The sequence below is a fragment of the Ligilactobacillus sp. Marseille-Q7487 genome, assembly GCF_949152225.1.
Taxonomy (GTDB): domain Bacteria; phylum Bacillota; class Bacilli; order Lactobacillales; family Lactobacillaceae; genus Ligilactobacillus.
The window spans coordinates 432,501-451,585 of sequence record NZ_CASCJC010000001.1 but is presented as its reverse complement, the minus strand read 5'-3'; the positions used below and the strand labels follow the sequence as shown (position 1 = coordinate 451,585).

At 35.2% G+C, this 19,085-nt stretch carries 13 protein-coding genes, 12 tRNA genes, 2 rRNA genes and 2 pseudogenes (1 of these 29 only partly in view); 4 read left to right on the top strand and 25 right to left on the bottom strand.

Going from position 1 to position 19,085, the window contains the following annotated elements; all coding sequences use genetic code 11:
* Window positions 1-27: 27 nt before the first annotated feature.
* Together pepF and QM017_RS02170 are read right to left on the bottom strand one after the other, a co-directional pair.
* Complete coding sequence (gene pepF, locus QM017_RS02175) at window positions 28-1,836, bottom strand: oligoendopeptidase F (RefSeq protein ID WP_178196154.1); 1,809 nt, start codon at window positions 1,834-1,836, stop codon at window positions 28-30.
* Window positions 1,837-1,918: 82 nt separating this feature from the next.
* Window positions 1,919-2,887: a competence protein CoiA family protein gene (locus QM017_RS02170; protein WP_282708717.1), complete on the bottom strand. Its 969-nt coding sequence runs from the start codon at window positions 2,885-2,887 to the stop codon at window positions 1,919-1,921.
* A 154-nt stretch (window positions 2,888-3,041) separates the two neighbouring features.
* Between QM017_RS02170 and QM017_RS02165 the strand changes: the two are divergent.
* Window positions 3,042-4,078 (top strand): annotated as a pseudogene (locus QM017_RS02165) (IS1595-like element ISSag10 family transposase).
* A gap of 23 nt (window positions 4,079-4,101) precedes the next feature.
* On the top strand, window positions 4,102-4,596 hold the full coding sequence (lnu(C), locus tag QM017_RS02160; protein ID WP_002837187.1) for a lincosamide nucleotidyltransferase Lnu(C): 495 nt from the start codon (window positions 4,102-4,104) through the stop codon (window positions 4,594-4,596).
* Window positions 4,597-4,765: 169 nt separating this feature from the next.
* Here lnu(C) and QM017_RS02155 read toward each other — a convergent pair whose 3' ends face one another.
* The 4 genes from QM017_RS02155 to nrdD form a co-directional block, all read right to left on the bottom strand.
* Complete coding sequence (locus QM017_RS02155) at window positions 4,766-5,536, bottom strand: adaptor protein MecA (RefSeq protein ID WP_282708716.1); 771 nt, start codon at window positions 5,534-5,536, stop codon at window positions 4,766-4,768.
* A gap of 343 nt (window positions 5,537-5,879) precedes the next feature.
* The gene (gene spxA, locus QM017_RS02150) at window positions 5,880-6,278 is read right to left on the bottom strand and encodes a transcriptional regulator SpxA (RefSeq protein WP_282708715.1); all 399 of its coding nucleotides are present in this window, start codon (window positions 6,276-6,278) and stop codon (window positions 5,880-5,882) included.
* A 444-nt stretch (window positions 6,279-6,722) separates the two neighbouring features.
* Window positions 6,723-7,298: an anaerobic ribonucleoside-triphosphate reductase activating protein gene (gene nrdG / locus QM017_RS02145; protein WP_178196162.1), complete on the bottom strand. Its 576-nt coding sequence runs from the start codon at window positions 7,296-7,298 to the stop codon at window positions 6,723-6,725.
* 6 nt (window positions 7,299-7,304) lie between these two features.
* Window positions 7,305-9,452: an anaerobic ribonucleoside-triphosphate reductase gene (nrdD, locus tag QM017_RS02140; RefSeq protein WP_282708714.1), complete on the bottom strand. Its 2,148-nt coding sequence runs from the start codon at window positions 9,450-9,452 to the stop codon at window positions 7,305-7,307.
* Between the two features lie 281 nt (window positions 9,453-9,733).
* Between nrdD and QM017_RS02135 the strand changes: the two genes are divergently transcribed.
* On the top strand, window positions 9,734-10,300 hold the full coding sequence (locus tag QM017_RS02135; RefSeq protein WP_282708713.1) for a TIGR01440 family protein: 567 nt from the start codon (window positions 9,734-9,736) through the stop codon (window positions 10,298-10,300).
* Window positions 10,301-10,352: 52 nt separating this feature from the next.
* Here QM017_RS02135 and QM017_RS02130 read toward each other — a convergent pair whose 3' ends face one another.
* The 3 genes from QM017_RS02130 to QM017_RS02120 all read right to left on the bottom strand — a co-directional run bounded on the left by QM017_RS02130 (window position 10,353) and on the right by QM017_RS02120 (window position 13,799).
* Complete coding sequence (locus QM017_RS02130) at window positions 10,353-11,996, bottom strand: phosphoenolpyruvate carboxykinase (ATP) (RefSeq protein WP_282708712.1); 1,644 nt, start codon at window positions 11,994-11,996, stop codon at window positions 10,353-10,355.
* 105 nt (window positions 11,997-12,101) lie between these two features.
* Complete coding sequence (locus tag QM017_RS02125; protein ID WP_282708711.1) at window positions 12,102-12,701, bottom strand: nitroreductase family protein; 600 nt, start codon at window positions 12,699-12,701, stop codon at window positions 12,102-12,104.
* 78 nt (window positions 12,702-12,779) lie between these two features.
* The gene (locus tag QM017_RS02120) at window positions 12,780-13,799 is read right to left on the bottom strand and encodes a putative sulfate exporter family transporter (protein ID WP_282708710.1); all 1,020 of its coding nucleotides are present in this window, start codon (window positions 13,797-13,799) and stop codon (window positions 12,780-12,782) included.
* A 106-nt stretch (window positions 13,800-13,905) separates the two neighbouring features.
* Here QM017_RS02120 and QM017_RS02115 point away from each other — a divergent pair, with 106 nt between their 5' ends.
* Window positions 13,906-14,781 (top strand): LysR family transcriptional regulator, encoded by an 876-nt coding sequence (locus QM017_RS02115; protein ID WP_282708709.1) that lies wholly within the window; start codon window positions 13,906-13,908, stop codon window positions 14,779-14,781.
* A 219-nt stretch (window positions 14,782-15,000) separates the two neighbouring features.
* Here the strand turns inward: QM017_RS02115 and feoB are convergent.
* From feoB to QM017_RS02035, 16 genes and pseudogenes are all read right to left on the bottom strand, one after another.
* Window positions 15,001-17,077 (bottom strand): annotated as a pseudogene (feoB, locus tag QM017_RS02110) (ferrous iron transport protein B).
* Complete coding sequence (locus QM017_RS02105) at window positions 17,074-17,547, bottom strand: FeoA family protein (protein ID WP_282708708.1); 474 nt, start codon at window positions 17,545-17,547, stop codon at window positions 17,074-17,076. The pseudogene feoB and the gene QM017_RS02105 overlap by 4 nt, the downstream one beginning before the upstream one ends.
* A gap of 134 nt (window positions 17,548-17,681) precedes the next feature.
* Window positions 17,682-17,765, bottom strand: a tRNA-Leu gene (locus QM017_RS02100).
* A 46-nt stretch (window positions 17,766-17,811) separates the two neighbouring features.
* A tRNA-Cys gene (locus QM017_RS02095) sits at window positions 17,812-17,882 on the bottom strand.
* A gap of 22 nt (window positions 17,883-17,904) precedes the next feature.
* Window positions 17,905-17,976 (bottom strand) — tRNA-Gln (locus QM017_RS02090).
* Between the two features lie 7 nt (window positions 17,977-17,983).
* A tRNA-His gene (locus QM017_RS02085) sits at window positions 17,984-18,056 on the bottom strand.
* 10 nt (window positions 18,057-18,066) lie between these two features.
* A tRNA-Trp gene (locus tag QM017_RS02080) sits at window positions 18,067-18,140 on the bottom strand.
* Window positions 18,141-18,146: 6 nt separating this feature from the next.
* Window positions 18,147-18,227: transfer RNA gene (locus QM017_RS02075), tRNA-Tyr, on the bottom strand.
* Between the two features lies 1 nt (window position 18,228).
* Window positions 18,229-18,304 (bottom strand) — tRNA-Phe (locus QM017_RS02070).
* Window positions 18,305-18,344: 40 nt separating this feature from the next.
* Window positions 18,345-18,417 (bottom strand) — tRNA-Asp (locus QM017_RS02065).
* A gap of 3 nt (window positions 18,418-18,420) precedes the next feature.
* Window positions 18,421-18,493, bottom strand: a tRNA-Val gene (locus tag QM017_RS02060).
* A gap of 10 nt (window positions 18,494-18,503) precedes the next feature.
* Window positions 18,504-18,575 (bottom strand) — tRNA-Glu (locus QM017_RS02055).
* 12 nt (window positions 18,576-18,587) lie between these two features.
* Window positions 18,588-18,679, bottom strand: a tRNA-Ser gene (locus QM017_RS02050).
* A gap of 7 nt (window positions 18,680-18,686) precedes the next feature.
* Window positions 18,687-18,759, bottom strand: a tRNA-Asn gene (locus QM017_RS02045).
* Window positions 18,760-18,766: 7 nt separating this feature from the next.
* Window positions 18,767-18,883: ribosomal RNA gene (rrf, locus tag QM017_RS02040) — 5S ribosomal RNA — on the bottom strand.
* A 74-nt stretch (window positions 18,884-18,957) separates the two neighbouring features.
* A 23S ribosomal RNA gene (locus tag QM017_RS02035) occupies window positions 18,958-19,085 on the bottom strand; it runs 2,788 nt beyond the window's last position.

The window sequence follows — 19,085 nt, the reverse complement described above, 5'->3', positions numbered from 1 at the left end:
TATCCCCCTGACTTAGCAGGGATTTTTTTATTTAATCAATAATTCTTCCAATTGATTTAAACGTTGTTCAAAAATCTTAAATGCTTTTTCTAAATATTGACTTTGCGTCATATCAACACCAGCCTTTTGCATAACAGCAATTGGATAATCTGAGCTACCAGCTTTAAGATAATCTAAATAAGCTTTAGTATGATTTGGATCGTCATCTAAAATATTTTGTGCCAGTGTTGATGCTGCTGCAAAACCTGTTGCATATTGATAGACATAGAAATTGTAATAAAAATGTGGAATTCTACTCCATTCTAATGCAATTTCTGGATCACGTTCGATTGCTGGACCATAATATTCTTTGTTCAAATCACCGTAATATTTACTAATCGCTTCAGCTGTTAATGGTTGGCCATTTGCATCTTGTTCATGTAACCATTTTTCAAATTGAGCAAATTGTGTTTGTCTAAAGACAGTTCCTTTAAAGCCATCCAAATAATGATTGATGATATAAGCTTGAATTCGTGGATCTGTTTCATGCTCGAGTAAATATTGTGTCAATAAATTTTCATTTGTTGTTGAAGCAATTTCAGCCACAAATATAGAATAATCTCCATATTGATATGGTTGATAATGTCTCGTGTAATAGCTATGCATGCTATGACCTAATTCATGCACTAAAGTATACAAGTTATCTAGATTATCTTGCCAATTTAATAAGATATAAGGTGCTGTATCATAAACGCCTGAAGAATAAGCCCCACTTCGTTTACCTTGATTTTCTAAAACGTCAATCCAACGTTGATCAAAGGCTTCTTCAACATGTTTAAGATAATCATCACCTAAAACAGCTAAGGCCTTTAATGTAATTTCTTTGGCTTTTTCATACGTAAACGTCAAACTAGGTTCACCTGTGATTGGTGTATATAAGTCATACATATGCACTTTGTCCAACTCTAATAAACGCTTGCGTAAACTTACATATCGATGTAATAATGGCAAGTTTTCATTTACTTGTTTTAATAATGTTTCATAAACAGAAACTGGAATATCGTTTTGGGCCAATGAAGCTTCTTGCGCGCTTTGATAATTTCTAATTTGAGCAATAAAATTATGTTTGCGGACATGCGTTGCTAGTGTTGTTGCTAGCGTATGTTGAAATTGTCCATAAACTTTATATAATTGCTCGAAAGCTTCTTTACGCACACTACGGTCGGTTGCTTCTAATAATTTGCCATAGACGCCACTTGATAATTCGACTTCCCCGCCTTGACCATCACGCACAATCGGAAACTTTAAATCTGCATTATTTAAAACACTAAAAACATTTTGTGAAGCGTCAAAAATATCACTAGCTCCTGCTAAAATCGCTTCTTCTTTTGCGCTTAATACATGATCTTTACTCTTCAATAAAGCAGTTAACAAATGTCGATATTGCAACAATTCAGGTTCTTGTTGATAATAAGCTGTTAGTTCTTCTTGACTAAATTGCAAAAATTCGGGTTCAAACCATGCTAAAGATGCTGCAGTTTGTGCAAATAATTTTTGTGCTCTAGCATTCATACCTTGATACTTTGCTTCTGTTGTATCTTGATCATTTTTCATGCTGGTATAAACATAAACTGTCTCAAGTTGGCGTTCTAAATCTAATTTAGCTTGTAACGCTAACAATAAATTTTTTGCTCCACTTTGTAATGTTCCTTGAAATTGGGCAAAATTTTGCGCTTGTTGTTCAATTTGTGCAAAACTTTCTTCAAATTCCTCATCATTTTTAAAAATTAAACTCAAATCCCATGTTAATTCTACTGGGACTTCACTTCTCTTAGGTAGTTTTTTTACTTCTGCCATCCAAGCGTCCTCCTAATTTTATTTTAATTAACTCTAATTTTACTAATCTATCTTTAAAAAAGCAACCTCAGTAAAAATTAAGTTACAGTAAAGAAACAAACTGTTCAATTTGTCTTTGGCGCCAAGAATCAGTCTTTAATAATGGTGTTTCAAATAGACTTTGTGTCAATAGGTCAGCATAACAACATTTATCTTTTTGCAATAAAGCTTTAATTTTCCAACTAAACGGATATTGACAAAATAACGGAGCTTGATATGTAGTTGCTGCAAATTTAGGATAAACATCTTGTAGTCTTATCCGTTGTTCATAACAGGCGATTTGCAAATCATGTAGTTTTCCTTGCTCTTGCCAACATAATCGTTGCAATTTTTGGATTTGTTTAGCTTTTTTACTGGCAGAAATTAATCCATATTTTATGATATGTTTTTTATGATAAAAGCCTTGGAGTTGTCTGATATTTTCGGCATAGTAATAGTGTTTTTGCAATTGCAAAAAATCATCGCACTGTAAATCATACACAAGCAATAAGCGATCATTATCTTGTGTTATATAAGTTAAATAGTAGCCTAAATTAGGATGAAACCTCAAAAATTGTGCATTTTGTTGTGTTAGTTTATTTTTCACATAATATCTGTGCCCTAAAATCCACCAACAACTCAAGCCTAAACGTGCATATCCTAAGGTTCGTTGCTTAAGCTTAGCAAGCGACAATGGTGCACATTGAAATTCAATTGCTTGATAGATTCCATTTGGCTTTTTGATTAGCAAATCAGGTCTTTGATGAAGTTTACTTAAATATGCTTCTAACCAAACTTGGCAGCCTTGCTGTCTAAACCATTTTGCTAGTAATTGTTTTCCTTTGAGATGTTCATCAGTTTCTCCTTCACTAAAAATTTGACAAGCTGCTTTTTGATGCGCAAAATGTGCTAGCTTCAACGCACCTTGTTTTAAAATCACATGTCTACCACATCCCGGACAATAATAACACTGATTTTTTTGTGCATCTTTTGCAAAAATTAACTGTTGCTTTTCTGTCATTGCATATAACATTAAGTTCACCTCAATAATAAATACGCAATTTATCCTAGCAATAGTTTCATCAATGTTATTTTATAAGGCTCTGTCACAACAAATGGTTGATTTTTGACGAGAAATAGCGTATAATAATAAGAAGAAACAGTACCACCGAAGGAGGTAATTGGATATGCCTACTATCAAAGACGCATTAGATATTATCGGTAAGTTGACTGTCGCAGAGCAGGAAAGCCTTAAAACAATGCTTTTAAGTCCTGCCTTTGTAAAGTCTTTGAATATTGAAGATTTCGTAGCAAAGGAACGCTTTGCAAATGGTCGTGTATGCCCTCTTTGTGGCTGTATCCATGTGGTTCGCAATGGTCATCGTAAAGATGGCACACAGCGATATGTATGTAAGGATTGTGGCAAGTCCTTCGTGATTGCTACGAACTCCATTGTGTCTGGTACAAGAAAAGACTTGTCCGTGTGGGAGCAGTACATTGATTGTATGATGAATGGCTTATCCATTCGTAAGACTGCTGTTGCTTGTGGGATTCACAGAAACACCGCATTCCTTTGGAGACACAAGATTTTGGATGCACTTCAGAATATGGCAGACGATGTTACCCTTGACGGCATTATTGAGGCTGACGAAACTTTTTCGCCATCTCGTACAAGGGCAATCATAGCAAGAGTAAGACATTTGCTATGCCACGCAAGGCTCATAAGCGTGGTCATTCTACACATATCAGAGGCTTGTCCCAAGAAAAGGTATGTGTTCCTTGTGCGGTTAATAGGAATGGCTTGTCTATCTCCAAGATTACGAATACTGGTAGAGTTTCTACAAGAGATTTACATCATATTTATGATGGTAGGATTAAGACCAATTCCACTCTTGTTACGGACAAGATGAACTCCTATGTGAGATTTACAAATGCCAATGGTATTGACCTTGTGCAGTTAAAGACTGGCAAAGCCAAGAAAGGCATTTATAATATCCAACATATCAATAGCTACCATAGCCAGCTAAAGAGGTTTATGCGTGGCTTTAACGGTGTTTCTACCAAGTATCTGAACAACTATCTTGTGTGGAATAACCTTGTAAATTACGCCAAAGAAAGCGACATGGAGAAAAGGAACATCTTCTTAACTTTTGTTTTGGCAACATTGAAAACTGCTAAATGCAGAGATTTATCAAACAGACCAGCAGTTCCTCTGGTCGCCTAATTAGAATTTGTGGAGATGATAAGATGGTCAATATAACAGATGTAAAACAGATTCTTCAATTTGCAATAGATGCGGAGATTAAAGTCTTTCTTGATGGTGGCTGGGGTGTAGATGCTCTTCTTGGATATCAGTCAAGAGCCCATAATGATATTGACATTTTTGTAGAAAAGAACGATTATCAGAACTTTATAGAAATAATGAAAGCTAATGGCTTTTATGAGATTAAGATGGAATATACAACATTGAACCATACTGTATGGGAAGATTTGAAAAACAGAATTATTGATTTGCATTGTTTTGAATATACGGACGAAGGTGAAATTCTTTATGATGGGGATTGTTTTCCGGTAGAAACTTTTTCGGGTAAAGGAAGAATTGAGGAAATAGAGGTTTCCTGTATTGAACCATATAGTCAAGTAATGTTCCATCTGGGATACGAGTTTGATGAAAATGATGCACATGATGTGAAGTTATTGTGTGAGACATTTCATATCGAAATTCCAAATGAGTATAGATAACTGCAAATAACAGTTTGTAGGGGAGTTCTGATACTCCCCTATAAAAATGGCTATTTATCAACTGTTTGTTGTGACATAGCCTTTTATAAAATTAAGTTTTTATCATAATTATCTTCATTTGACATAACAAAAAGCTATGAAATAGCGAAAATCGCTATTTCATAGCTTTTTAAAATATTTCTTTAACCCAATCAAAAGCATTTTGGTGTAAAAGGCGTCCATGTTCTTGCAAAGTTGTTAATGTTACTTGGGCTTTTTCCCCATATTCAAAAGCAATCGCTGCTATATCACTAACTTCTTTAGGAGTATAGTCCTTTGACTTAAATTCCAAAACAAGATAATATTTTTCTTGATAACTATATAAACCGTTTTCAACAACATGATTAAATTCTTGCGCTAAAGTTGCAAAATCTTCGAAGTCGTTAAATTCAAAAATATATTCTTGTATCTGCGGTTGCACGTTTCTTTGTAAAGACTCGTTTTTGTTTCCTTGCAAAACTACCTTTTTTAATTCATCAAGTTCTATACCTTCTGCTAATAAATCTTCATAACGTCTGTAATAATCAGTATATTCTTGTTTAATTTCTGCGCCTACTTTACCTTTTTTATGATCGATGTATGCTTGCAAAATTTCTTCTTCACTTTCATCATCATCTTCAACATAAGGAAATGAAAAATCAAGATCTTGAGGTAACTGATCAAAATTCACACGTGTAATGAATATCTCTAGGCCGTCTTTTTTAGGCATTACTTGAAAAGTTACAGCATCTAACTCTTTGAATTCTTGCTCAACATCTACTTCTTGTAAAATACTATAAAAAAAGTTTTCAATTTCATTTTGATTTCCAAGTAAATCTAGGACGGTCATCCCACGTTCAATTAAGTCTTGTTCTTCTAAAGTCACGCGAATCGTGTTAGCATTAACTTTTTCCATTTTCATGTAACCATCCACCTCTCTGCATTTGAATTATTTATTCATATTGCATTTTAACACTATTTTAGCAAAAAAACAGACTTCATACTACAAAAAAGCCATATAGTGATAATTATCTATCCGTTAAAATGTGATATCAGCCGTTTAAATATTTATCATTAAGCTTTTAGTTTAGCTAGATTTAATATGTATCTAAAAATTAAAAGGACCTATCAACAATATAAAAAATTCAGTAAACCAATTAAATTTTCTACCTTAACAATTCTAGCAATATTAAAAGGATTAATCCCTATTTAAAATAGAAATTAATCCTTGTTAACTAGCCTATTAAATTTTAATCCAAATCAAGTTAAAATCCCGCTAATTCTTGTGCACGTTGTAATTCGAGTACTCGAACCTCACGAGGCAAGAAACGACGAATCTCATCATCGTTATAACCTACTTGTAATCTTTTTTCATCCATAATAATCGGACGGCGTAATAAGCCTGGATTTTTTTGAATCAAATCGAATAAAGTTTTGAGTGGCAAATCATCTAAGTCTACGTTTAAGTCTTGGTACACTTTTGATCTTTTAGAAATAATTTCTTCTGTTCCATCTTCAGTCATTTGTAAAATTTGCTTGATTTCATTAATGTTCAAAGGTTCTGAAAAAATATTGCGTTCACTAAAAGGTATATTATGTTCCTTTAACCACGCGCGAGCTTTGCGACACGAAGTACAGCTTGGTGACGTATATAATGTAACCATTTAAATCGCTCCTTTAGTTAAAACATACCTGACAATATATATATTCTCTATGCATACTATTATACACCTTTTTTTAAAAAAATAATACCTTTTTCTTAAAAAATTCATTTTTCTTCTTTTTATTTAATTTAGAATCTTTATAAACAACTTTTTTCTTTTTTGTTATTTTAAGCAATAAAAATATACTAAAAAAACAACTTACTTAAAGTAAATATTTACTTAATTATAATTTGATAATAGTAAAGTTATAAAAATTCACATAATTTTTATTCATTATAGCGTTAAAAATGCATATAACCTATCTAAACAAACATTTTGTCATTATTAACGGTAATTTTATCCATTTAGTTATCATCTTGAAAATTAACTAAATTAATTATCTTTCACTTATCATTAATTTAGCAAAAACAAAAAGACTTCAAAAAAATCTTGAAGTCTTCTCTTTTATTTTAGTAATTTATCCCATAAAACAACTTGATTAGCTTGTAATGATTTAGCTACGTCAATAATACGCTGATTAGAACTTCCCCTAAATTGTAAAGTTAAATCTTTTTTAGCTAACATAAAGCGTCCATCAACTAAAACATCAATCAAACTCAACAATTCTAGCTTATCTGCTGAATCTTGTTGCAATTCTTCATACGTATAACCGCTCCAAGCCCAAATATCTTTGCTTTGTCCAAATTCAGCCCGCATCCGTTTAGCTAAACGCAAACACACCTGCGTATTTAAAAAAGGTTCTCCCCCAAGCAAAGTTAAGCCCTGACAGTAATCAGCTTTTACATCTGCAATAATTTGATCTTCTAATTGTTGACTATAGGGTTGTCCATAGTGAAAATTTTGAGCAACTTTATTATAACATCCAGGACAAGCAAACATACAGCCACTAACGTATAAACTACACCGGACACCTTCACCATCAACAAAATTAAACGGCTTATAATCAGCCACATATCCTGCACTTAACTGACTAGCTAACCATTCTTTTGGCTTTGGATTTTTGGGCATTTTTTCACTCATCTTATCTCATCTCATCTCATCCGTCAAATTTTTAGCGCGTGAAGCAATTTCAACATGGCGTCCATGCACCATCGGTCTTTGCAATGGATTGCCTAAATAACCACAAGTACGCTTTACACAATCGCAGGTCTTAGGATCGTGATTGCCACACTTGGGACATTCAAATCCTCGTTCTGTCGGCTTAAATTCACCTTCAAAACCACATTCATAGCAATGATCAATTGGAGTGTTTGTTCCCAAATACCCTACTTTGTCATATGCCCAATCCCAGACAGCTTCAAGTGCTTTAGGATTTTGACGCAAATTAGGATACTCACAGTAGTGGATAAATCCACCCGAAGCATATTTTGGATAATCCATTTCAAAGGATAACTTTTCAAATGGTGTTGGATGTTTGCGTACATCATAATGAAAACTATTAGTATAATAATCTTTATCTGTAACATCCTTAACTCGTCCAAATTTAGCAACGTCTAAACGACAAAAACGATCAGTCAAAGATTCGCTTGGAGTTGAATAAACACTAAAATGATAGCCACTTTGTTTGGACCATAAATCACATGCTTCTTTCATCTTCTTGACAATTTCTAGGGTAAAATCATGTGCTTGTTTATCATCTTCCCAGTCTGGTCCAAAAAATATGCAACCCACTTCATATAGTCCAATATAGCCCAAAGACACAGTTGCGCGCTCGTCTTTAAAGACTTCATTTACAGCTTGACCTGGTTTTAATCTTTTACCAAAAGCGCCAAATTGATACAAAATAGGAGCATTTTCAGGAATAGCCTCCAATACACGTTTCACCTTAAAATCAAGTGCTGTTTTAGCGATTTGCATCTTCTCTGCAAAAATTTCCCAAAATAAAGCAATATCACCTTTAGATTCAAGTGCTATTCGTGGAAGATTAATTGTTACTACTCCAAGATTCATTCGCCCGGAATTAACTTCTTGGCCATCTTTATCACGCCATCCTTGTAAAAACGAGCGACATCCCATCGGCGCTTTGAAACTCCCTGTTAGTTCGATAATCTTATCGTACATCAACACATCCGGATACATCCGTTTGGTTGCACATTCCACTGCTAATTGCTTAATGTCATAATTAGGATCACCTGGCTTGAGATTTAAATCTTTTTTCAATGTAAAAACTAGCTTAGGAAAGATTGCCGTACGTTTTTCTTTCCCCAGTCCCTTGATTCGAATTTTTAAAATTGATTTTTGAATCTCACGCGAAACCCAAGATGTACCTAAACCAAAGCCCAGTGTAGTAAAAGGCGTTTGTCCTTGCGAAGAAAACAACGTATTAATTTCATACTCTAATCCTTGCATCGCATCATAGATATCTTTTTTAGTTCTTTTTCTAGCAAACTCTTTTTGGCGGACTGGATCATCAATATAATCTTTTGACTCTGCTAAGTGCTTTTCGTAATTACGCAAGGCAAATGGCTCTAATACCTCATCGATACGATCAGCTGAACAGCCACCGTATTGACTTGAAGCAACATTAGCAATGATTTGTGCCATCTGCGCAGTTGCTGTTTGAATTGACCGTGGGCTTTCAACTTCGGCATTGCCAATCTTAAATCCTTTAGTCAACATTTCTTTAAAATCAATTAAGCAACAATTTGTCATCGGACTCCAAGGGGTATAATCTAAATCATGATAATGAATATCACCACGTAAATGGGCTTTAGCCACATGTTCAGGCATCATCTTTAAGCCTAATGTCTTTCCCACTGTTCCGGCCGTCAAATCACGTTGCGTATTAAAAACGTTACTATCTTTATTGGCATTTTCATGAACTAAAGCTGGATCTTTAGACTGTAGACGACTCAATCTTTTTTCTGGATTAGTTTGCTCTAGCCATTGTTTTTCTTGTTGTTCATGTTTTTGTTGAATCTGTTGTGCTTGCTTTTCGTATCCTTCTTGGATTAACACATTTAATAGTTCTTGATAAATAGCAGCTGTCGTTACTGGATGCACTAAGGCCAAGTGACTAATAAGTAAAGTTATTAAGGCTGAACTTTGTGCTTGTAAATCTACTTGCTCTAATATGTATCGTAACTTATATTCTGCAAAAGGCATCTGATATCCATCTTTTTTTATCACAAAACCAATTTTCTTTGCCTCTGGCTTTGTTTTTAACTCCATCATAGCATCCATTTCCTCTCCATATTAAGACTTTAAATTAAGCTCTCTTTATATTTACTAGATTACATTTTATACTTTATCTTGTGTTCTTGTCAATTTTAAACACAAGATATAGAATGTTGTTAAATCAACGAATACAATATATTGTGTCATATGAAAGAACAGTGAAAGCTTATCAAACTAAGCTTAAAATAAAATTTGCTAAATTTATCCACAAAAAGAGATTTTTTGCGTTATAATACTATAAATAATATGTTGCTCGTTTACTTACCAAGGAGGGCCTTATGGAGAACAATCACTTAACCAAAATTGCTACACAAGTTACACAAGCAGTCCTTGAATTACTTGATCAAACTTCACTTAAAGTTGGAGATATCGTTGTTTTAGGATGTAGTAGCAGTGAAGTTTTAGGTCAACACATCGGAAAACACTCTAGTCTTGAAATCGGTCAAACAATCATCCGTTCCTTACTAGATGTCCTTCAACCTAAAGGAATTTTTTTAGCAGTTCAAGGCTGCGAACATCTCAATCGTGCTTTAGTTGTAGAAAGAAGTTGTGCTTGTAAGTATAATTTAGAAATCGTCAGCGTCTATCCTAGTTTGCATGCTGGTGGTGCTGCTCAAGTAGCAGCTTTTGAACAATTTAAAGATCCCGTTGAAGTTGAACATATTGTAGCTCATGCCGGGATGGATATTGGTGATACTGCGATTGGCATGCATGTCAAATTCGTTCAAATTCCGATTCGTACTAGCATCAAAGAAATTGGGCAAGCTCATGTTACTTTTTTAGGTTCACGACCTAAGTTAATTGGTGGACCGCGTGCCAAATATAGCTGGAATCCTTATCAATAAACAAAAAGCCAACGCTACTGAAATTATTTTTCAGCAACGTCGGCTTTTTTAGTTACTGTAAAGCTTCTAACAATAAAGCTAATTTAGCCGTGATCTCATTTGGCAAAGGATTATTAAGGTGTTGTTGATTATATTGTTGAACCCAATCAAAACGTGTTTGCAGACGTTTAAATAATTTTTTTCGATATACTTTAGACTCCCAATCAACTTGATAATCATCCGTCTTTAAATACTGCATTTGCGGTAATGCCCCAAAATCTTGCCATTGTGCTTGTTTAGTGACAATTTGTTCAAGTAAAGCTAGAGTTTTTTCTTTAGGAATTTTTAAACCATTAAAGCTATCCGTATTAACGATATAACATTGGACCTGATTTTTAGCGAATAATTCCTTAAAATCTAGATAATCTTCTACCAATGGATAGGCTCGAAACGGATTAGCAAAAGGTTCAATTACTAGATTATCCTTGTTTTTTAAAGAAATATTTTCAGCATTTGAGCGTTTAGTAGCCAGCGTCACACCAAAAGTCGCAGCCAAGATCGGATCGCGCAAAGCAACGACTGGTGGTAAGCTATCGTCTTTCATGATCCAACAAACCGCCGTCAACGGTGCGGCTTCTTTGTCGATTCGATTAGACGAACTGTAGCGTGATTTGATGGTTCGTCCATTACCATTGCGTAAATCTTCGGTCACCAAAACCTTGTTGCCAGCTTGATCTAGCGTCACACCAACATTCATCAAAGTTGTAAAATATTTAATTTCTGGGCTATTGGGTAAATAATCACTGGTTTTATCAAAATACGCCGGTTCAAGTGCCACACTAGATCCATCAGCTTTTTTGATAACAAATGCATCATCATGTAAGATTGTAATCGCAAATTTATCGGAATGTTTAGCATGCGTAAGCGTTGATTTACCAGAACCAGACAATCCATAAAAAGCCAAAACTTGCTCGTCTTGATTTTCAAAATGAAAAGTCTTAGCACCTCCATGACAGGCGATATAGCCGTGTCGATGCGCCAAAGCCCACGTCAAAGTCAACGTTGCCTTCTTAAATTCACCAAAATAACGCAAGCCCAAAATAGCTGCTACATTATGTTTTACATCAAATAATGCCAGGCCTTCTGGATAATCAGGATGACTCCAATCCGGGTTAGCATATATATAAAGATCACTTTCAGTATAAACCTTAGAAGCTCGATATCGTTGTTGATAAGTAGTATCGTAGGCTTGAAAATTAAGTAAATATGATAACAAATTCATCTCATAGCCTTGCGGAATTGCAAAATGAGCCTTGACCATGAAATCTTCATCTAAGCCAACTACGACTTGAGTGCGATAAAACGGTCGATCGCTAGCTTGATAAATCGCTTCACACAACAGTTTTAGTAGCTTAACAGATTCTTCATCTTGTCCAAGCAAACGTCTAGCATTAGCGCTACGTCCAACAATTGCCCCATGATTATCTACTAACATCTTGGCATCGCTAGGTAAGCCAAGTTGTTGGGCGTGTTGAATCGCTAAATCTGTCACAATTGTCTTAGGATTAGCCTTTGCTAAACGATATGCCGTTGCAACATCACTAACTTCCTGCATATTATTAGCATAAAATGCCGTTTCTATTGTTGTTTTAGCCTGTGAAAATAACGGATTATTCTGTGTTATTTCATCTAAAGTAAACCGTTCTTGCGTACTCATTTTTTCATCCTCCTTATCACTTTAAATGTAAGCGCTTATTTTAATTGTAGCACTTTTATTGTTAAAAAGCCATGCATCGCGCAAATGCATGGCTTTAAGGAACCTTTATTCAAAAATTTTGAAACGTTCTTCATCTGCTAAATAGTCTTTAGCTTGTGCTTCTTGTTTTATTGAACCAAATGGCATTTGGCCACGTAATTGCCAGCTTGTAGGCACATCAAACTTAGCTGCTAATGCATCATCAATCAATGGATTATAGTGTTGCAATGAAGCTCCAATTCCTTCCTGTGCTAAAGCAGTCCAAACAGCTTGTTGCGCTCCTCCTAGTGCTTGTTCAGCCCAAATAGGGAAGTTTTGTGCATACAATGGAAATTTATCTTGTAGCCCTTTAACAATCGCTGTATCGGTGTAAAACAAGATTGTCCCTTGACCAGCTGCAAAACTTGCTAATTTTTCTTTTGTTTTAGCAAATGCTTCTTTAGGAACTTGTGTTTCTAAAATATCAGCTGTTATATCCCAGATAGCATCTGAGGAAGCACCAAAGGTAATTACAGCCTTTACGCTTTGTGAATTAAATGCACTTGGTGATTCCTTAATAGCTTCCTTAATAATTTCTACAATTTCTGCATTTTTTTGTGGTAAATCCTTACCTAATGAATAAATTGAACGGCGCTTTTTCAATGCTTCATTAAAAAAAGTTGTCATAATGATTCGCTCCTTGTTTCTTAAGATGGAATCATTATAACAACTTATTTTTTGTAAGTAAAGTTTTATGCCTAGCTTTTAAAAGAATAGTTTACTTGCAATAATCGTAAAGATTGATAATCCTACAGAAGTAATGAATGCAGCTGTAAAGACACCTTTACCTCTTTGCGCAATAACTTTAAAGTTTACAGACATTCCTAAAGCAGCCATTGCCATCCCTAAGAAAATATAAGCAACTTGCACTAAAGTAGGTACAGCTTCTTTTAAGAATGGTAAGAAAGTCCCTAACACACTAGTCAACAAGAATCCTAACATAAACCAAGGGAATGGTAATTTTTTCTTGCCACTTGTGGTAGCATTTTTAACAACATGTTTTTGATACCAAATTCCAACAATCAAAGCTGTCGGTGCTAACAATAAGACACGTGAAAGCTTCATGATTAAAGCCCATTTCAAACTTTCAGCACCGCCTGCACCACCAGCTGCTACGGCGTGCGCAATTTCATGTAGTGAACCACCCGCTACTACACCAAATTGACTTGCATCAAGATGTAAAATCGGTTTTAACAAGATATCAACTAAAGTAAAAACTGTCCCCATCACACAAACAACAGCAACCGCTAAAACTTCATTTTCGCGTTTACGTTCTTCACTACCTTGTGCATCAATTTGGGGTGAAATTCCCATAACAGCTGCAGCACCACAAATACCACAACCGCTAGCAGTTAAGATAGCTAATTCAGGTTCTGCACCAAATTTACGGCAAACCCAATACGTGACTATAATCATACAAGCCACAATCACACAAGCTAAAAGAATCGTCTTAACCCCGGCTTGTGCTAAATCAATAAGGTTTAACTTAAAACCTAGCAAGATAATCCCTAGGCGCAAAAATTTATTCGAGATAAATCCGATACCTGCACTTGCAGATTGAATTGCTTTAGGTTGAAATTGACATGCCATCCCTAAAAGTAATGATAACACCAAAGCTCCTATTAAACTTAAATATGGTAATTTAGCTAACAAAGTTCCTAAAATTGAACAAATTAATGTTAGGCCCGCTGCCAACCAAAATGCCTGTTTTTTAAATATTGACATCGTTTCTCCTCCTTTATTTGACAATAATATCTTACCAAAAGTCTTTAATAAGTTAAACTAATCATTTAGAATATAAATATAAGCAAAATTTATAGAAGGGTGTAAAATGATTGATTCAAAAATTATTACGTTTGTTACTGTTGCTCAACTAGGTTCTTATACTAAAGCGGCTAATAGTTTATATATTAGTCAACCTGCCGTTTCGCAACAAATCAAAGCACTTGAAGAAGAACTCGAAGTCAAATTATTTATCTATCAAAACAGGACGCTTAAACTGACGCCGGCTGGCAAAAAGCTACTAAGTTTTGCTGAGTCGATTCAGGCCCAAAGTAAAAAATTCCATGCTTTAATAACAAATCCTGCAGAAAAAAATCAACTTAGCTTTGCATCAACTTTATCCATTGCTGATTCATTGATGCCTAAAATTATTACAAAAATCGTCAGCCAACAACCTCAAATCAATATTACCTGTCATGTCTTAAATACTGCCCAGTGTTTGACAGAGTTACGTAACGGTAAAGTAGATTTTGCATTAGTTGAAGGCAATTTTGATAAACAAGAATTTTGTAGTCAAGAAATTTTTAGTGACGACTTTATTGCCGTGGGATCAAAAAAATTAGGATTAAGTGCTACGGTAAAATATCAACTAAGAGATTTACTTAAGTATCCTGTAATATTTCGCGAATATGGCTCTGGTTCATACGATATTTTTCATAATCTAATCTCCGCTCAAAATATTACCGCTACTGATTTTAAAAGCCAATATCAAATCGGTAGTCCTACTACAATTAAAAAATTACTCTCAAATGGATTAGGAATTAGCTTTTTATATCGCTCAGTTGTCGAAAAAATGCTTCAAAGTGAAGAGCTTATAGAGATTCATTTAACCGATGTGCATATTAAGCATCCAATCTATCTTGTTTATCTCAAAAATAATTATTACGAACAAGATTATTTAAATCTTATTACTTCTGCATTATAAAATTTATTCAGATAAATTATAAAAAGATCTTGAAATAAGCTAATTTGCTAGTTTCAGGCCTTTTTATTTTATCTATCTTTATCTTCTTTTTTTACTAAAGGACAGTCTGAATCATGACAAGACTTACACGAACTTTGTTTTTTGACCAATTTTTGATAAATAACATAGCCTGTAAAACCAAAATTACTATCATCAAAATAATTGTTGCCATTTTTATCATCACTCCTTACTCTTTTTGCAAAAACCATAACTTAAAAAGATTATAACTCCTAGGCATAATGCATATGTTACTAATGTAGCTTGATTGGTTATTATCAATGAACCTTGATAAATTAACAAAGCTTCGCAATAAACTAAAAGTGTTTGATAAGCTATAGACAATACTGTCCACTTGAATTTACCAAATTCGCGATACATTGCTCCAATCACGGCAAAACAAGGAGCACACAAAAGATTAAATACTAAAAAGGCATAACCCGCAAAGACACTGTAGTTTAAAGCTAAAAAATGATGGAAAGCAGCACCTTTAAGTCCACCATATGCAACACTTAACGAACTAATACAGTTTTCTTTAGCTATCAATTCCATTAAACAAGCAATTGTCATTTGCCAATCACCAAAGCCCAAAGGTTTAAAGATTGGTGCTAAAAAATCACCTAAAGTTCTTAGAATACTATGATTTTGATCTACCATTTGCAATTGAAAGTTAAAATTAGACAATACTCAAATTAAAACATATGAAGTGAAGATAACACTTCTTGCCTTACTTATAAAACTTTTAGTTCGATAATAAACATTGCGTAAAACATTATCTATTTTAGATAAATGATACGCTGGTAATTCTAAAATAAACGGTTGTGTTTCTCCCGCAAACAAACGCGTTTTCTTTAAAAAATATCCGAAAATCCAACTGCTAAAATACCTAAAAAATAAGCCGAAGCAGTAATTAAGCCACTATTATTAAAAAAGGTCCCAGCTATCAAGGCAATAATTGTTAATTTGGCTGAACAAGGCATAAAAGTGGTCAACATGATTGTTAACTTGCAATCCTTAGGTGTTTCGATAGTACGTGTCGCCATAATTCCAGGCACACCACAACCAGTCGAAATCAAGATTGGAATAAATGATTTCCCTGAAAGATTAAAACGTTTAAAAATACGATCCATGATAAAAGAAATACGCGTCATGTAACCACAATCTTCTAATATGCTTAAACACAAAAAAGTAAAGCTATTTGTGAAACAAACCCTAATACTGAACCAACTCCAGCTAAAATACCATCAACAATTAAACTTTGCATAAAATCTGCAACCTGCCAAGTTAGCAAAATTTGTGTCACTAGGTGTGGTAAAATCTTGCCAAATAACACATCATTTAGCCAATCTGAAGCAATAGCACCTAGTATTTGTACTGATACAAAGTAAACTAGCCACATTATTAAAGCAAAAAATGGTATACCTAACCAACGATTAATTAATAATGCATCGACTTTATCACTTAAACTCAACTAAAAATCATTTTTATCAATCACACATTGATTTATGATACGTGTTATATAATCAAATCATGCATTAACTATGATACTATCACTAGTATCTTCAAAGAGTTCTTCTGCTGTTTTGATAATATCGTAAATTTCTTGTTTTTGTTGCTTAGCAAGATTTAATTCCTACCAAATTTTTTGATCACCTTCAAATAATTTAATAGCATACCACCGCAAATTCTTTTTGAAATTTGAGTCTTGCAGTTGTTCAACAATCATTGCCAAAGCATTTTCCAAGCGATCATCATAAATCGGTACAGTCGGTATCTGTACTGTATTTTTTAATTCTGTAATTAATTTAGTTAAATTGCTCTTTTTTAAAGCACTAATTCCTATCACAGGAACATCTAATAGATAAGCTAGCTTTTTTAAATTAATAGTGCGTTTCTGTTTTCCCAAGGCATCCATCATATTTAAAGCTATCACAAGTGGTTGTTGAAGCTCTAACAATTGTAAACTTAAATATAGATTTCTTTCTAAATTAGTTGCATCTAATATGTCCAAGACCATTTCTGAATGCTCATCTAATAAATATTGTCGTCTAACTATTTCTTCTGGTGTATATGGTGTCAGTGAATATACTCCTGGTAAATCCTGAAGCGTAATATCCAAAGCTACTTTAACTTTCCTTTCTTTACGTTCGACAGTCACTCCTGGCCAATTTCCTACCGTTTGATTAGCACCTGTCAAAACATTAAACAACGTTGTTTTTCCACTATTTGGATTTTCTACTAATGCAACTGTCTTTTTCATAAATTCATTTCCTGTACATAGATTTGGCTGGCATCTTGTTTGCGTAAGGTTAATTTATATCCTCGCACACGTAATTCAATTGGATCTCCCAAAGGTGCTAAACGAATAACCTTAAGCAAAGTACCACGTGTTAAACCCATTTCCATAATATGCTGTTTAAATTGACTTGTTCCATTAATTTTAACCAACAAACAACTTTGCTCAGGCTTAATATCTGCTAAAGTTAGCTTTAAATTGTCCTCACTAAAATTAAATGCAACCACTTTAATTTGATTAGCCAATTGCTCATCTAAGGCTAATCGTTGTCCTTGAAGATAAACAATAGCTGCATCATTTACATCAAGTGGTTTTACAATTAAAACCTTCCTAACTCCAACAATCGTTTTTTTAAATTCGGTGTTGCATCGACTTTTCTTATCAAAAATTTTCCTGGTTGCATAATATAAGCTAAACTTTCCATTAACATTCAATCCTTTATCAATTGGGAATCATTTTTAATTAGTTGTAAGATAACATAGACCATTTTAAAATTTAAATTTCTCTAGCTTGAATGTACAAAAAAAGACAAGGTACTAAACCTTGTCTTTTCTACATATATCATTAATACCGGTGATCGGGGTCGAACCGATACGTCCCAAGGGACACTGGATTTTGAGTCCAGCGCGTCTGCCAATTCCGCCACACCGGCATAAAATATTAATATTATAGGTTAGCGCCTCAGGCAACTACTCTAAAGGCGGTAACCGGATTTGAACCGGTGATAAAGGTTTTGCAGACCTCTGCCTTACCACTTGGCTATACCGCCATAAAAAAGGAACAAATCCTTACTGGGGTAGCTGGATTCGAACCAGCGCATGAGGGAGTCAAAGTCCCTTGCCTTACCGCTTGGCTATACCCCAATCAAAGGGCGATAGATGGGGATCGAACCCACGCGTGCCGGAGCCACAATCCGGTGCGTTAACCACTTCGCCACTATCGCCATCAAAACATGGCAGGGATAGTAGGAATCGAACCCACACTGACGGTTTTGGAGACCGTAGTTCTACCTTTAAACTATATCCCTATAAAATGGAAGGGAGTGGATTCGAACCACCGAACCCGAAGGAGCGGATTTACAGTCCGCCGCGTTTAGCCACTTCGCTACCCTTCCATGGTGGCGCGGGACGGAATCGAACCGCCGACACATGGAGCTTCAATCCATTGCTCTACCAACTGAGCTACCGAGCCATCATCTATGTTTTGATTTGATTAACACTTAACAGTGCTACGGTCCTAACCGGATTTGAACCGGTGATCTCCTGCGTGACAGGCAGGCGTGATAACCCCTACACCATAGGACCAGATGGAGGATACAGGGCTCGAACCTGTGACCCTCTGCTTGTAAGGCAGACGCTCTCCCAACTGAGCTAATCCTCCAAAATTATAATGACCCGTACGGGATTTGAACCCATGTTACCGCCGTGAAAGGGCGGTGTCTTAACCACTTGACCAACGGGCCATTTTTTGGCAACGGAGAGTAAGGGATTCGAACCCTTGAAGGAGGTCATTACCCCCTTACATGATTTCCAATCATGCTCCTTCGGCCAACTCGGACAACTCTCCATTATAACTCCGGCAGACGGACTCGAACCGCCGACACCCTGATTAACAGTCAGATGCTCTACCGACTGAGCTATGCCGGAATAATCAGCACGGCAACTTCCTACCCTTGCAGGGGGCGATCCCCCAACTACTCTTGGCGTAACAAAGCTTAACTTCTGTGTTCGGAATGGGAACAGGTGTATCCTTCATGCCATCGTCACCGCACTATTTAAATGTTGAAAGAAATTTGTTCTCTCAAAACTAGATTCAAACACTTCAGAGAAAACTGCGTTTTGACTTTGGTTAAGTCCTCGACCGATTAGTAATGGTCCGCTCCATGCCTCACGGCACTTCCACTTCCATCCTATCTACCTGATCATCTCTCAGGGGTCTTACTTCCAAAGGAATGGGAAATCTAATCTCGAGG